Consider the following 15471-nt stretch of genomic DNA (forward strand, 5'->3'; position numbering starts at 1 on the left):
CCTGATAATCTGTTTTAATATACTCATCGTAATCGTTTTTCCAGCCATTCTTTGCAGTTGATGTTCAAAAAGCTGCAAAGCAAAACGATTACAGAAAAAGCGCCTGAAGTGGTCAGCATCGCCGGAATGGCAGACGCGTAAAGTCACGATGGTGGTCAACATTGCCGGAATGACATCTGGCAACTTTGTGCACCAGGGTGGTCAGCATCACCGGAATGATCCGGAACAAACCAACAAATAGGTGGTCAACATCACCGGAATAATCAAATCAACTTACTTAGAGAAGGGGTGGTCAGCATGGCCGGAACAAGTGGTCAGCATCATCGGTACAGGTGGTCAGGATGGATCGGATTATACATTATGGCACTGACACTAAGGTGGATCAATTCCTGAATTTGCACTTCAAAGAACAATTTCCGCTTCCTTCAAGTATCGTGGATATGCTGGGTGACCATTGTTCATATTACCGGTGGCTGCTTGATCTGGAAGGCCACGATTACAGTAAATTTTCTGCCGAGTGGGTATGGCACGCCTTTACAACCTATTACCAGCGGCACTTGAGAAAAAGCGCAGCCTTACGATCCAAGCTGCACGAGATTTTCACCAAAACCAAGCGTCAGGATATTGGCAACCTGCTAATCAAACTTTATGTCGGACCGGAGCTTTGAGCCGCCGCTGCTTACAAAATAACTGCAAAAAGATTTGATTTCTGTTACTCTTTTAAGTGCATTTTTACACTTAGGTCAGTTATCAACGCCAATTATGAATATAATCAAGAGGAAGTGCTGGCCGAGAGATGTAGCTTAAAAAGGCTGTAACTATTCAAAGTGTAATATATGGTGAAAGGGTTCAAATAAAAATACATTTCAGAACCTGGGTAAATTTTGTTACGGTTCATCGATAAGCGTTCCTAATATTTTCCGATAACTTATTTAGTTATTAACTCCTAAAAACACAGATACATGAATTTAGAGATACGGCTATAGTACTTTTGCGCAATCAAATTAAAATTTAGTATTGATTGTATTTAACGAAGCCACTAATACTCTAGCATTATTTACCTTTAGAATTAAGAAACATTCTATAATATTCTTCTTTGGTTGTTTTTTTCTTTTTGGTTACTTTATATGCAGGTTCAATATTTTTTTCTTTGTTAGCCAGCACTTCTATCTGTTCCATTATTTTTTGATATTCGAGGCTGAGAAAAGGGCTTAATTGTTTACGCAAATGTCAAAAAGTAGCAATTACTTCCGGTAAATCGATGTCCTTAGTTGTTTGTATCTTTTTAAGTGCTTTAGCCATGTTTTTTATATTTGTTCAATAATCATTTTACAAAGGCAATTGATTTAGTTTTTATAGAGAATGAACATTAATCCGTTAATTAGAATTTCTCTGTTTGAATAACGGAAGCATGGGTTACACATCTATTTGTATATTCCCCTTTATAATTCATGATGTATAAAAGTGTCAATTCTATGTATAATAAACCCAGTTGCATTGACTGATAAAGAGCTTCTCCCGAAATGTCCTTTAGCTTCTTTCGCTTATCTTCATTTCCATGAACTATTGCATTCCTAATTTCGACAATTATCTCAGGCCCGTCTTTGCCATCAGCGATTTGCTTAAGAAATTCTAAACCATCAGGGATTTCATGAGTTTGCTTAATTAAAAATAATAATAGTCGAATCTTATTTGATGCTGTAATGTTCCGAGAATCGCTTCCTTTAATAATTTTATTTTTTTCGACTACTTGCCAATTGAATAATAACTCCAAAGCATTTTGAATCATCATAATGGAGCCTTCGGCATAGCCAGAACCTTTATTGGCTTCAATATACCAATGAATTGAAGTTGTTAAACAGTCGAAATCATCGGGATCTTTATTAATAAGCAAGAAATTACTCCAAAGGTCTTTTAGGCCATCAATTCGAAATTTAGGAGACCACGACCAAACTGTTTTAAATTGATCAACGTGTCTTGAGTTATAATTTTGCCATATTAATTGTTCATTGGCGACTCCTTTAATGAACATTGCCGAGGTCCTGCTGCCGTTGACAAAACTCAAAAACCAATGCAAGCATTCTAGTGTTGTTTTTGCCTCGTCAAAGTTTAATGACCCCTTCTTTTTAGTGAGCATTCCTGAATAAAGAAATATATATCCTCCATAACTCTCTAATTTTCTATATTGAGTATTAAAATCAAATATTTTGTCCAGCGTGATAATGTATTTGTCATTCTCTAAAGTAATTCTGCCCTTCCTGACATTTGTACCCGTTTTAATACCTTCCCCAATAAATTCTTTCAAATTAGGAATCTCAAAAATTATTTTGTCAACTTGTATTTTTCTATCACCCCAGGTAATCTCTCCAGTGAGAATGCCCATATATGTAGTTCCCGAATCACTATTTATGGAATTTAATAATATTAATTTACCCAGCAAACTACTATCTATTAAGACATCCCGTTGCTCATTATTCATTTGTTCGTTTATAAGACTCTTGCCTTCTAGTATTTTAAAATGCACCCTTGTCTGAAAAGTGGGGAGCCAATTAAATGTTATAGAGCCTTCGCATAATCTTTGAAGATCTTTTTCTTTTAAAATAAATTGGCCATTATATATTGTAATTGTTTCACTTGGGCTATTTGTGGTGGTCATTGGAATATTCCCTTCTGGAACTTCCTTTAATAATTTTTCTATGATTTCCATTGCAGTTATTTTTGAGTCAATACATTGTATTAAACACCTAACTTAAAGATACCGGGAAATAAACTTCTTGGACCTAACATGATTCAGTAATATCTTTTCATAAGCAATTTTTGACAACTTTATCACGTTTACAGTTGTGTCAGTCCCGTTATGTAAAACAGCCTTGTACTCGCCATCCTGTACTACACGAAAAGCATCCTTTTCAGTACGCCAAAGTAAAAACCAGATATAAACTTAGCCATCCATACTCCAGATATACATATTTTATAATTAAGTAGAAAATTTAAAACCATTATAAACATACATATTCTTTCGCATAACCAAGCAATTGTACTGACACCCGGAGATAATAATCATCCAGGCTTAACTGATGTGAGCTTAATTACTGTTTAAGAAATTTACTACAATTGTTATAGGCTGCTTATTGTCTGTCCATAGGTTGAAAGTTATTAAAGACCCAACCGAAATGTCTTACCGATGATATTGCTCTATTTTTTGCGCTTGTCTCTAGTTTTTTCTTAAAAACGTCCGCGATGTTATCCTGCTTCGGCAAAAAGTCACGCCAAATTATTTTGTCATAAAAGTCTGGTTTAATAAAATGAATTTGGTCTGGATTGTAATTATATATTTCAAAAGTCCGATACTTTAACAAGTCAAGTATTTTTTGGTCGGTGTCTGTAAGTTTAGCCAAAAAAGCTGGAGTCAAAATGATATTGCTAAGGCAAGTGTATTTATAAAAATTATTTGGGTCGGAATAGATATGATTAAATTGTAAGTCTCTAAAGTCCCTTGTCTTTACCTTATTTGTCCAACAAAAAATGTCTTGTGCGCAGCGGTTGTCGTCATTCATAAAGTCATTGGTAATTTCTCCTCTTTTCGCTGGATTTCTGACGATTTTGAAAATATTTTGGTTATTCAAGTCACGAATGGTGTCGGGATGAGCGAAGTATGTCAGAGAAGCAATTGCTTGTTCTTTGCTTTTGAATTCACTTTTTTCAAGGATGTCTGTCAGTATTTTGTTACCATCCATAAATTGCCTATAATGTTTGTATTTGCGCTATTGTACGCTACTTTTTTCTAAAAAACAATCTTTGTAAATTATTATTTTTAAGCTATTTAGTAAAAAGAACGCGGGGATTACCAGGTAGCACAAATACAGCTACTTAAGTTGTAGATCATCACCTGGTATTAAATTTTTTTTGATACTCCATACCTTATTCCCACGAATAATTAGTTGAGTCATACAAACTTCCATAACAAGGTTTCGATATGGCAGCCATATGATTGTACTCCCCTAGTTGTAGTTACTACAAAATGTCAAAATTTGCAATATAATCAAACCATAATTATCGAGGTTTCAATATGTGAGGGTAAAAAACAGGTGATTTTCACGTTTTTTATTTAACTGTTTTGGTTACCCCGGTTCAGGAGCTTCAGTTAAGAATTAAAAAATGTATAAAGAGGAGGAGTTGCAGCGGTCGGTTTTGCCATTTTGTCATTTAAATTAAACGGCCACTTTCATTCTTACCAGTTCCCATTGAGGCTTACAAACGCACCTAAAATTTTTAAATCCTCGATCAACAGGTTAGACATTCGTCCGGCTGACCCGACCAAAAAATGAAACCCTTCAAATCTTTGAGTTTGAAGGGTTTTTTAATTTGAATAATATTGTATTCATTCTTTCCAAAAGCTTCATCGTGCTTATTTTGAATACCTTAGAGAAGGTTCGAATCCATTTGAAAGCACAGCTTCATTTTATTTAATATGCTATTTATTGACAACTGAAGGTAACTAGTACATTATCTGTTTCCTTGCTCCCTTAATAGTTTAAAGCATAAATTTTATTCTTCTGAAAAAGTCTTATTAATTTGTCGTATTCATCGATGTATGTTTTTATATCATTCAGTCGTGTTTTTTCATAATACGCATATGCTACGTGGTAACGTATAAGTTTGTATTTCGATTTAGAAGCGAGCTCAATACTTGTAGTTGTGCCATCCAGGAAGCCGATACTGTCCGAGATATTAAGAGCACTTAAGGTTTTTAGATTCCACAGATTTAGCAAATCTATACTATCAACTATTTTTGTTGAGAAGGTTTTCGATATGGCTAAAAAACTGTCGATTTTGGGTTGTGTAAAAGGGTTCTGGTTTCCAAAGTTGTCCTTGTCGTAGTTCTCTTTCGTGCAATAAACTCTGTAAAAACTTAAACTAACGGTTGAGTCCAATATTTTTAGAGAATAAATTTCTTCATCTGCAGCCATTCCAAAAACAGAGAACTGTCGCCAAACTCTTATCTCCAAACTGTCAGAGCCATCGTACAGTCTGTTTAAGCCAATTGCTTTGCAAATGTTATTATAATGGGCAAGTTCCTCGAAATCGAATTTAGCCCTTCGATTATTTGCTGTGTCTTCTAAAATTCTTTCAAACTTAGTTTGAACTAAATTTGGGTCAGGGTTTTTACAACAGAAAAGTGCTAAAAGTAAAAGTGGAAGTATTACAGTTTTCAAAATCAGGATAATTTTTATTTAGTAGTTTATAGTTTTAACAGGAAGTTATTTAGATTTCTGATTTCGTTAGGCAGAAGACCTAACTAAAATTTTATCCGACCTCTTTCAGTTTTAAACATTCAATATATGTGTAAACTGTTGAATTTCCAATATATCCATTAGAAGCAGGTTCGAAATTTGTCCAGTCCGCCCGACTTTATGCGATTTTGATCGATAATGAGTGATTTTGGTTATTTTTTGTCAGTTTTCAGCAGTTTATCTGTGATGGTGTTACCTATTGCCTTGCCATCGCAACCGTATATCGTTCTTCAGCGCCGATTATATGATCAGCATCCTTAGCTTTATCGTCTATGTCAATTTGTACCCAGTTTACCTTCCCATTGAATTTATTTCCTTTCGGCCCATAATCTGCTGAAACCGGTTCGCCCAGGTCGCATCCTATCTCCAACGTTTCATCCATCGAAAAAAATAAGGCATGTGTACGGTCAATGTGGCCTTCACCATCCTTTTGGCCGTCGATATAAAGGGAAACTGCACCTCCCTTGCCGATGCCGCCCCCATCATAGGTGAATTCCATTCTTACCTGGTATAGCCCAGTTTTCAATGATGTGGTGGAGGCTACTTCAAAGTGCAGCATACCCAGGAAATTGTAGTAATACTTTAATTTTCCCTCATGGGCATAAAAACTCCAGCCGCCCATGCTTCCCCCCTGGGCAACGATCACGCCTTTTGCCTCAGGTTGAGAAACTACAATCTCAGCCGTAACCGAGTGCGATTTGTTTTTGGTATTAATGACTGCGTTCTCCTGTATACGCCGCATACCTGGAAATAAAAGTTGCGTTGATCCATGTACAACTGATGGCCTGCCTGCAATATCAGGATTTGCCCGTTCTGCCTTACGGTCATCCAGGGGAAACACATTATACTTAGCTGCCTCCAAATCAAACAGGCGCTTAAGCTCGGCCAGTTTTGCCGGTCTTTGTTTTGCAAGATCCTGTGCCTGCGACCAGTCCTTTGTGGTGTCATAAAGTTCCCACACATCGTCTTCGAGTGGAGGTTGTGCGCCAACAACTACCCATGGCAGATTTCCATGTCTTGTAACGGCAGTCCAGCCTTTATGATAAATGCCGCGGTTGCAGACCATTTCAAAGTATTGTGTCTCGTGCCGTTCTGGAGCCTTAGCGTTATCAAACGAATAGATCATGCTAACGCCATGCATTGGCTCCTGCATAACGCCATTCACCAGCATTGGAGCCGGCAGCTTTGCAGCTTCGAGAATGGTAGGTGCTACATCAATTACATGGTGAAACTGTGAACGAATTTCTCCTTTGGTTTTAATGCCCTTAGGCCAGTAAATTATAGTACCGTTGCGTGTGCCACCGAAATGTGAGGCTACCTGTTTGGTCCATTGATAAGGAGTGTCCATAGCATGTGCCCAACCTACTGCATAATGGTTAAAGGCTTTTGGCCCACCGAAATCATCAATACTTTTAAGAAGGAATTCTGGCGTCATTAGATCCGGCGCTTCGCCTACAGCTATCTCGTTGAAGGAACCAATTAAGGTGCCTTCAGCCGAAGCTCCATTGTCCCCGATAATATAGTAAATGAGTGTATCATCCAGGATCCCCAGGTCGGTAAGCGAATCTATGACGCGGCCAGTGTGATAGTCGGCAAATTCCAAATAAGCTGCATAGATCTCCATCTGGCGTGCCAGTACTGGCCGAAGCCGTTCTTCAGTTTTGTCCCAGGCAGGAATTTCGGTTGGCCGTTTGGTTAATTCGCAATCAGGTGGAATTACGCCGAGTATTTTTTGGCGAGCAAAAGTTTCTTCCCTCACTGCATCCCAGCCCTGATCGAATTTGCCTTTATACTTAGCGATCCAGTCTTTGGGAACATGGTGTGGAGCATGTGTAGCGCCGGGAGCGAAGTAGATAAAGAAAGGCTTGTCGGGCATGAGTGATTTTTGTTGTCTTATCCAACTGATCGCCTTGTCTGCCAGATCTTCCATCAGGTGATATCCTTCTTCAGGTGTTCGGTCTGGTTCTATAGGAGTGGTGCCGTCATAAAGTGCCGGGTGGTACTGACTGTTTTCTCCACCAATGAACCCGTAAAAGTGCTCAAAACCAGACCCTGTTGGCCAATGTTGGAATGGGCCCAACGGACTCGACTCGAAGACAGGCACCTCATGACATTTGCCGAATTGGGCTGTTGAATAACCATTGAGTTTAAGTATTTCAGCCAGCGGCGCACAGGTGTTGGGTCGTAGCGAATTGTATCCTGGTGCCGAGGTGGCTATCTCCGTTATTCCACCCATTCCTACAGTATGATGATTGCGGCCAGAAAGCAATGCAGCCCGGCTTGGGGAACAGAGGGCCGTGGTATGAAACCGGTTGTATTTAAGTCCTTGTTTGGCAAGTTTCTCAGCCGTAGGGGTTTCACAAGGTCCGCCGAATGCACTTGATGCGCCGAACCCCACATCATCGAGAAGGATCACCAGTACGTTAGGGGCACCGGTTGGTGGTCGCAATGGGGTGATTGGCGGAAACTTTGTTTCCGGATCTTTTGCATCATACGTAGTTAAGCTAATCGGACGCCGGTCGGGAATTGGCAATATTTCACGCAGGATCAGATCATTTGGTTTTATTTGGTTTTCCATTATATAAATATTTTATCTGCTTATTTCATAGATTTCTAATTCAGGTTTCCATCAAATCACTGTATCGCCATAGCTAACCTGGCCCTGATCTCATGCTGGGCAGCCAGGTCTTCAAACGTTGCCTCACTGACATCAACCATAACTTTGATTATTTCACCGGTAAAGGCAAACGGCGATTCATATATATCCGAAACCGGTGAACAGGTGTCGCAGCCAACATCGAAACTCTCATTGGCTGTGAAAAAGCCAGCTATCTGTTGTTCAAAACGTCCTTCACCGATCTCTTTTTCACCCAGCCGAAGAATGACATTACCGCCGGTACCGAACTTTCCCTGTTTATCAACTTTTATTTCAGCAGATAGTATATGATGACCTGGCGGAATTTTTTCAGTAGATGACACCCGATAATGAATTTCATTGTAGTAATTATGTTCCCAATGAAGCTTGTCATCTTTAATAAAGAGCGTGAACCCTCCTGATAATCCGCCGCAGCATACAATCACTCCTTCAGCCCCGGTTTCGGGTATTTCCACCTCGGCAGCGAGGGTATGATGAACGTTTTTGGTATTGGGTGATGACCGCTCACCTATGCGGATGGTGCCAGCAGGATATACGAATTTTGTTTTGCCCCGAAGGTGACTCGGTCTTAATGATGGATCGGCACGTTGGGCAAAGCGGTCATCGAGCGGAAGTACATTATATTTTTCTGCTTCTTTCATAAAACGATCCTGCATTTCCCGAAGTTTCTTAGGCTCTTTATCAGCAAGGTCGTTGGCCTGCGAAAAGTCCTCCTCGATATTATAAAGCTCCCAGATATCCTTGTCAAAGCTGGCCCCACCGGCGGTTTCCCAGGGAAGCCTGCCGTGCAGACATCCGGCTACCCACCCTTCGTGATAAATGGCACGATTGCCAAGCATCTCAAAGTATTGGGTAATACGCTTGCCTTTGGCCTCCTTATCTGTGAAGGTGTAGGCCATGCTGATGCCCTCGATCGGTTTTTGCAGTACGCCGTTTACTTCACCAGGTTCAGGGATGCCTGCTACTTCAAGAATGGTTGGAGCAATATCAATAATGTGGTGAAATTGTGAGCGTATTCCACCATGGTCGCTTATGCGTTTCGGCCATGAAATAACAAGCCCGTTACGGGTGCCGCCGAAATGTGAAGCAACCTGCTTCATCCATTGGAAAGGTGATGATCCGGCCCAGCACCAACCAACAGGGTAATGATTTTCATGTAACGGACCGCCAATCTCGTCTATATGCCTGAGCATAGATTGTACATCGTCCTTGAGCCCGAGCTGTGTCTTCATGTTATTGAGGGTGCCGTTGAGTGAGCCTTCCGCGCTTGGGCCATTATCTCCAACGATATAAATAATCATTGTATCATCGCGAAGCCCCATTTTTTCAATGGAGTCTACCAGCCTGCCAATTTGGGCATCGATGTGTTCAAGAAATCCTGCGAATACTTCCTGCAATCTTTCGTATAGTCGTTTTTCATCTGCAGAACAGGAATCCCATGATGGAATAGAATCAGGCCGGGGTGTGAGCTTTGTATTTTCCGGCACCAGGCCCAATTTCTTTTGATTTTCCAGGGCTATCTCCCGCTGGCGATCCCATCCGTGACTGAATTTCCCCTTGTATTTGTCGGCCCATTCTTTATGCACATGATGCGGGGCATGACAGGCACCAGGAGCGAAATAAATAAAGAAGGGTATTTCGGGTGCCGCTGCCTTCTGCTGACCAATCCAGCCGATTGCCTTATCGGTGATCGCCTCAGAGAAATGCCATTTTGGATTGTCATGAGGCGGTTCAACAGGAGCGGTATCTTCAAAGAGCGGCGTGTGCCATTGACTCGACTCGCCGCCCTGGAACCCATACCAGTAGTCGAAACCTTTACCTACCGGCCAGCGATCGAATGGCCCTGCTGCACTGAGCTCGTGGTCGGGTGTATTGTGCCATTTGCCAAAGGCAGCAGTGCTATAGTAATGACCCTTCAATATCTCTGCAACACAAGCTGATTCCTTCGGCCATAGCGCATCATACCCTGGGAAGCCGGTAGCCATCTCCGAGATGACACCGTTGTGAACAGAATGATGATTTCTACCAGATAGCAATGCAGAACGGGATGGTGTGCACAATGCGGTTGTATGAAAGCGATTATAGCGAAGTCCCTCATCTGCCAGTTTTTGAAGTGTGGGTGTGTTGGCAGGGCCGCCAAACGTACTTGTTTGACCGAAGCCAACATCATCAAGCAGGATCACCAGGATATTGGGCGCTCCCTTAGGCGGTGTGGGCAAAGAAATATTATCCGCTTCAGAGTCAGCGTAGGTGTTGCCAATATGGCCATGGAACCCGGGAGTTGGTAACGGCAAAACATTTGACAGAGAGGATGACTCCTGCTTTCTCTTACCATTTGTATTGCTTTTATCTTTATTTGATTTCATGTTTACTTTTAAATAGTTAAATGATTATGTGGAAACACTGGCGGGTTTTTCCTGTTCGGCTGATCCCGACCCGGGAGTTCCCTTCTATAAACTAAAGACACTATTCACAATACATTTCCCCCTTTTAAAGTCGATAAATCTGCCAAAAAATAGAATTTAAAAGATGCTTGCCTGGCGAAACACTATGGTGAGATGTGTCTATTAATCAAATGCTATGCTTAAAATTTATAAAAAGAAGTTTTGCCACATGGGTGTTTTTTCTGATTACAGGATGCCTGAATCTGTATGCTCAGCAAAAGCCAAATATTGTTTTTATCCTTATGGACAACCTTGGCTATGGCGAAGTTGGTTGCTATGGTGGTGGTGAGATCAGAGGCGCACCCACACCCCGGATTGATAAGTTAGCAACCGAAGGCACACGCCTGACTAATTTCAATGTAGAGGCGCAATGTACCCCCAGCCGTTCGGCAATTATGACAGGACGCTTTGCTATTCGTTCAGGAACACATTCTGTTCCAACCATTGGCGTGAAAGATGGTCTTACACAATGGGAGGTGACCATTGCAGAATTACTTTCCAATGCCGGCTATCAAACAGCACACTTCGGTAAATGGCATCTCGGGAGCGATCAGAGCAGGCTGCCCAATAGCAATGGCTTTGATGAATGGTATGGCATTCCTCGAACGACGGATGAAGCCATGTATCCCTCACAACCAGGTGCTAAAGACGCAGGCTTCCCTTTTATGTATGTAATGGAAGGTAAAAAAGGGGCCTCCAGTACGAATCTGGCTGTGTATGATCTCGAACAACGCCGCCTGATCGATGCAGAAATCACCCGCCGGTCGATTAATTTTATGCAACGAAATGTACAGGCAAAGAAGCCCTTCTATATTTACATTCCTTTCACCCTGGTTCATTTTCCCGCATTGCCCAATGAAAAGTTCCGTGGTAAGACGGGCAACGGAGACTTTCCTGATGCCCTTGCCGAGATGGATGACCATGTTGGTGAGATATTAGATGCTATTGACCGGCTGGGTATTCGTGACAACACTATCGTCGTGTTTACAAGCGATAATGGTCCCGATCCCACAGCCCCTTCACAAGGTTCCTCCGGTCCGTGGCGCGGTTATTATTTTACGCATATGGAAGGTTCGTTACGAACACCTTTCATCATTCGATGGCCCGGTAAGATCCCTGCCGGTCGCGTCACTAATGAGATTGTCCATGAAGTGGATACCTATACAACATTTGCAAAAATTGCCGGCGCAGTACTTCCTGAAGACCGCCCTATAGATGGGGTGGATCAATCTGATTTTTTCTTTGGTAAAGTCACTTCAAATCGTGAGGGATTTCCCGTTTTTGTAGCCGACCGCCTGGAAGCGGTAAAATGGAAACATTACAAAATGAGTTTTTACGAACAGGAACGTGATTGGTGGAGCCCTGCAACCAGGCTCGGAGTGCCTCAAATTTTCGATCTTTATACAGACCCTAAAGAAGAATATCCTGCTACTTTAACGCCAATCGCCTGGGTTGCAGATCCCATGATGAAGATTATTGGTGAGTTTGAAAAAAGTCTGGCGAAATATCCCCTCATCAAACCTGGTACTCCTGATCCCTATCAACCGCCAAACAATAAAAATGTTAAATAGAATTGTGAACTTCTCCTTCCTGAAAACATGCTACTATTTATTGAAGTTTATTACATATTTAAGTCTTTGAATTTCTATCAAATTCTCTAAATAATGGTTCGAAATTTGTCCAGTCACCCCGACGAAAAAAGCTTCTGGTAAAACAAGGAGCTTTTTCATTTATGAGGGGGAATTGTTCTTTCACGGATCAAGTTAAAAGTTATTCAACAGTTCGCTTAATACGCTTTCCACGATTCTCTGTGGTAACATTGTGGCACCACATGTTCCCACAATCAGTGACAAACCTATTTCTCTTGGAAGAATTTACTGCCGAATATTAGTTTTAACGAATATGTTAGATATTTTCTTTAAACAAGTGCTTCATATCTTTTACTAAAATTCCCGATTGCTGGTTAATAGTTGATCTGATTTTGAAAATTTATTTCCGTTTCTATACGCACGGCATTAATTTTATTTCCATGATATATAAGAATGATGATCGCACCAGAATAATTTATAGGAGGACACCAGAATCAGCAGCGATGGTGGCAAACACCAAACGGGCAATGGAAATCACAACTGCACTTAACCGTTTAACCTTTAGCGATACAGATGAGGTTCGGGCATTGTTCAGTCAACTCATCAAAAAAGAGGTGGATGAAGGTTTTATACTAATTCCTCCATTTTATACCGCTGGTGGAGACGAAATCCGTATCGGACGCAATGTCTTTATAAATCAGAACTGCACTTTTTATGACCTTGGCGGCCTGGACATTGGCGACGAAGTAATGATCGGACCGAACGTAAGCATCATTACTACTGGACATCCGATTGAACCTTCACAGCGTCGCTCCATCACAATAGGAAAGCCCATCGTAATTGGAAGAAATGTTTGGATTGCAGCCGGCGCAACGATCATTGGAGGTGTGACTGTGGGGGAAAACTCGGTTATAGCTGCAGGCTCAGTAGTTACCAAAGACGTTCCTCCCAACACGCTCGTGGGAGGAAATCCGGCTCACATTATTCGTTCGATCGATGATAACTAAAAGTTGATCCGGTTTGAAAAGCAAGTAGAATTTAAACTTATGCGCTATCATATATTAAAGTTGGTTATATAGATAGCAACTATTCCTAAAAGCCGCCTCCATATCAAGAGGCGGTTCTTTGGAGTATAATTATGAATTATTCTTAATTATATATTTGAGTTGTTGAATTGCTGTCAACCTTCTAAAAACTGATTCCGGGTAGAGCAGTTCGTTGCCTCCCCGCCCCCCACAGACCCGTGCGAGCAGCTTTCCGGCACACGGTTCCTCCATTTACGGTTTCGCTAAAAGATTACTATGATAGATTCTTAGCCTTACAAGTGGCATCCATTCTTCCGTTAGCTTTTTGATCTTTTCCCATGACCAGACGCGTTTGCCTCCACGGTGGTTGAGCCAGTTGTGAAGTAATCGTATTGTCTGATAATAATACGAGTTCAATCTTCGAGCTTCGGCCACCCAGGTCGCAGAATATGATTTCTATTTCCCCTATACACCCACAAAATTGGGATCGATGCTGTATTTATTCGCATGTTTTCTGAAATACGGCTGACTTAATGACGGTTGCCATTTTCAGGTTTGCAAATGCAGTTTTACGGTCAAATCCCTGACCTCTCTGATCTGAATTCCTATTAAAAACATTTAAATTTTACGAAGATAATATGTTGTATAACGATCGTTTTATACAAATTATCCCTATAATTCTTTATTTAAATTCATAATCAACTAGTTAAAACAAAAAAACATATAATTATCAGTATTTAGTGCCAATAATATTTCAAATAAAATAAAAAGCCGGCACAGAACGGGATGTAATTCAATGTTTGTCAATATTATAGAACAAATATGCTCTCGGAGCCAAATTTTGTCAATAGCTCCTAAATGACTCCTATATATACCGATCTGTATATAATTTCTCTAGGATCGGGTAAAAAAGAGGCAAAACTTACGTTTATAAAACAAATACAGTGTATTTATTCGAAATTTTACTAATTTTGATAAACAGATATACCGTTCAGTATTTAGATAAACTTTCAAATAAACATGGAATCTAAACAATTAGTCCTGATCACAGGCGCAGCAAGAAAAACCGGGATTGGCGTAGAATCAGCCAGGCAACTGGGCAAATTAGACTATAAGATCATTATCACCGCCCGGGAGCTGGACAGGGCCCAGGAAGCCGCTCAGTTGCTGGTTGACGAAGGGTTGGACGCCGTGGCAATGGCGCTGGATATTACCGACGAAGAGCAGGTAAAAGCGGTTGCCGCTACTGTTGATCAACAGTATGGTAAACTGGATGTGTTGATCAACAATGCGACTCAGTTTCCCGATCAGTATCATATTGTTGATACCGATATGGAAAAAATTATCAGCTCATTCAACACCAACTTCTTTGGCGCCTGGAGAATGATCAAATACTTTACCCCCCTGCTAAAGAAAAGCGACAATCCCCGTGTCGTAAACTGCTCGTCAGGCTCAGGTTCAATTCAAGGCGAACCCGGTGAATACACGCTGGTCAATCCATGGAGGGATTTTATCTCCGTTTATTCTATAACAAAATTGGCTATGAATGGCCTGACCATGAAGGCGGCGCATGACCTTGCCAAAGAAGGCATTTTAGTCAATGCGCCAATTCCCGGCATGACAGCCACCTATGACATCTTGAGCAATGCCGGTGGAAGGCCGGTGAGCGAAGGCGCCGCAAGCATAGTATATGCAGCAACCTTACCGAAAGGCGGTCCAACCGGCAAACATTTTAAGGACGGCATGGAAATCGGCTGGTAATTCAACCGGCAAAAGAATTGTCCGTTGCCATTCAATGCAATAGACGAAAACCGACCATTCGACCCTTTCAAATTATTCGCATGAAATTTACTCCAAGATCAGAATCTACCCGTCAGCAGATCATTGAATCAACTGCGGAATTATTCAACAAAAAAGGTTATTTAGGCACCTCAATAAGTGACCTGGAAAAAGCAACCGGCATGACAAGGGGAAGTATTTACGGCAACTTTGAAAATAAAGAGGCCGTAGCGCTTGCCGTATTCAATTATAACTGGGACCTGAAAAGGGAATTGCTGGCGGAAGCTACCAGAAATAAAGCAGAGTTTAAGGATAAATTGTATGCGCATGTGCTGGCGCATCACCCATCCACAAAAACGCCGTTTACCCCAGGCGGCTGCCCCTTACAAAACACCACCATGGAGGCTGATGACACTTTTGAAGCGCTCAGGGAAAAAGCCGCCAATGGATTATTGATTTGGACAAAAGACCTGACAAATATTATCGAAGAAGGCATTAAAGCCAAGGCTTTCAAAGCTGACACGGATGTGCTCGGTACGTCCCTGCATATCGTATCGTTGATTGAAGGCGCCGCGCTTTATGCCCGGTCAACCAGGGATATGAAATATGTGAAGCGGTTATTCGACACAGCCAGGGATGTCATAAACGCCATTTGCGAAAAATAAATTGAACCAAAAATTAAAA

11 protein-coding genes are annotated in these 15471 nt (G+C 41.3%); 4 read left to right on the plus strand and 7 right to left on the minus strand.

The window, feature by feature from the left end; all coding sequences use genetic code 11:
- The 7 genes from BMX95_RS35360 to BMX95_RS31450 all read right to left on the minus strand — a co-directional run.
- On the minus strand, positions 1 to 183 hold a 183-nt coding region (locus tag BMX95_RS35360; protein WP_218149835.1), incomplete at its 3' end, for a hypothetical protein.
- Between the two features lie 870 nt (positions 184 to 1053).
- Positions 1054 to 1179 carry a hypothetical protein gene (locus BMX95_RS35745; RefSeq protein WP_262493615.1) on the minus strand — a complete coding sequence of 42 codons (126 nt, stop codon included), beginning with the start codon at positions 1177 to 1179 and terminating at the stop codon, positions 1054 to 1056.
- Between the two features lie 202 nt (positions 1180 to 1381).
- Positions 1382 to 2707, minus strand: coding sequence for a YopA family protein (locus BMX95_RS31430; RefSeq protein ID WP_081203081.1), 1326 nt, complete (start codon positions 2705 to 2707; stop codon positions 1382 to 1384).
- A gap of 421 nt (positions 2708 to 3128) precedes the next feature.
- A complete protein-coding gene (locus BMX95_RS31435; protein WP_081203082.1) occupies positions 3129 to 3737 on the minus strand; it encodes a hypothetical protein in 609 nt (202 codons plus the stop codon).
- 789 nt (positions 3738 to 4526) lie between these two features.
- Complete coding sequence (locus tag BMX95_RS31440; protein ID WP_081203083.1) at positions 4527 to 5216, minus strand: hypothetical protein; 690 nt, start codon at positions 5214 to 5216, stop codon at positions 4527 to 4529.
- A 274-nt stretch (positions 5217 to 5490) separates the two neighbouring features.
- Positions 5491 to 7872 (minus strand): arylsulfatase, encoded by a 2382-nt coding sequence (locus BMX95_RS31445; RefSeq protein ID WP_081203084.1) that lies wholly within the window; start codon positions 7870 to 7872, stop codon positions 5491 to 5493.
- Between the two features lie 56 nt (positions 7873 to 7928).
- Positions 7929 to 10244, minus strand: coding sequence for an arylsulfatase (locus tag BMX95_RS31450; RefSeq protein ID WP_218149836.1), 2316 nt, complete (start codon positions 10242 to 10244; stop codon positions 7929 to 7931).
- A gap of 266 nt (positions 10245 to 10510) precedes the next feature.
- Between BMX95_RS31450 and BMX95_RS31455 the strand changes: the two genes are divergently transcribed.
- From BMX95_RS31455 to BMX95_RS31475, 4 genes are all read left to right on the plus strand, one after another.
- Positions 10511 to 11965, plus strand: coding sequence for an arylsulfatase (locus tag BMX95_RS31455; protein ID WP_207631627.1), 1455 nt, complete (start codon positions 10511 to 10513; stop codon positions 11963 to 11965).
- A 410-nt stretch (positions 11966 to 12375) separates the two neighbouring features.
- Positions 12376 to 12990, plus strand: a complete 615-nt coding sequence (locus BMX95_RS31460; protein WP_207631629.1) for a sugar O-acetyltransferase — start codon at positions 12376 to 12378, stop codon at positions 12988 to 12990.
- Between the two features lie 1038 nt (positions 12991 to 14028).
- Positions 14029 to 14769, plus strand: coding sequence for an SDR family NAD(P)-dependent oxidoreductase (locus tag BMX95_RS31470; protein WP_081201842.1), 741 nt, complete (start codon positions 14029 to 14031; stop codon positions 14767 to 14769).
- Positions 14770 to 14849: 80 nt separating this feature from the next.
- Positions 14850 to 15452, plus strand: coding sequence for a TetR/AcrR family transcriptional regulator (locus BMX95_RS31475; RefSeq protein ID WP_081201845.1), 603 nt, complete (start codon positions 14850 to 14852; stop codon positions 15450 to 15452).
- Positions 15453 to 15471: the final 19 nt, after the last annotated feature.

It is taken from the genome of Niastella yeongjuensis (genome assembly GCF_900110245.1).
Taxonomy (GTDB): Bacteria; Bacteroidota; Bacteroidia; order Chitinophagales; family Chitinophagaceae; genus Niastella; species Niastella yeongjuensis.

Excerpts from the sequence above, each read along its gene's own strand:
- BMX95_RS35745 (WP_262493615.1), bottom strand. The coding sequence starts at position 1,179 with ATGGAACAGATAGAAGTGCTGGCTAACAAAGAAAAAAATATTGAACCT.
- BMX95_RS31430 (WP_081203081.1), bottom strand. The coding sequence starts at position 2,707 with ATGGAAATCATAGAAAAATTATTAAAGGAAGTTCCAGAAGGGAATATT.
- BMX95_RS31435 (WP_081203082.1), bottom strand. The coding sequence starts at position 3,737 with ATGGATGGTAACAAAATACTGACAGACATCCTTGAAAAAAGTGAATTC.
- BMX95_RS31445 (WP_081203084.1), bottom strand. The coding sequence starts at position 7,872 with ATGGAAAACCAAATAAAACCAAATGATCTGATCCTGCGTGAAATATTG.
- BMX95_RS31470 (WP_081201842.1), top strand. The coding sequence starts at position 14,029 with ATGGAATCTAAACAATTAGTCCTGATCACAGGCGCAGCAAGAAAAACC.
- BMX95_RS31475 (WP_081201845.1), top strand. The coding sequence starts at position 14,850 with ATGAAATTTACTCCAAGATCAGAATCTACCCGTCAGCAGATCATTGAA.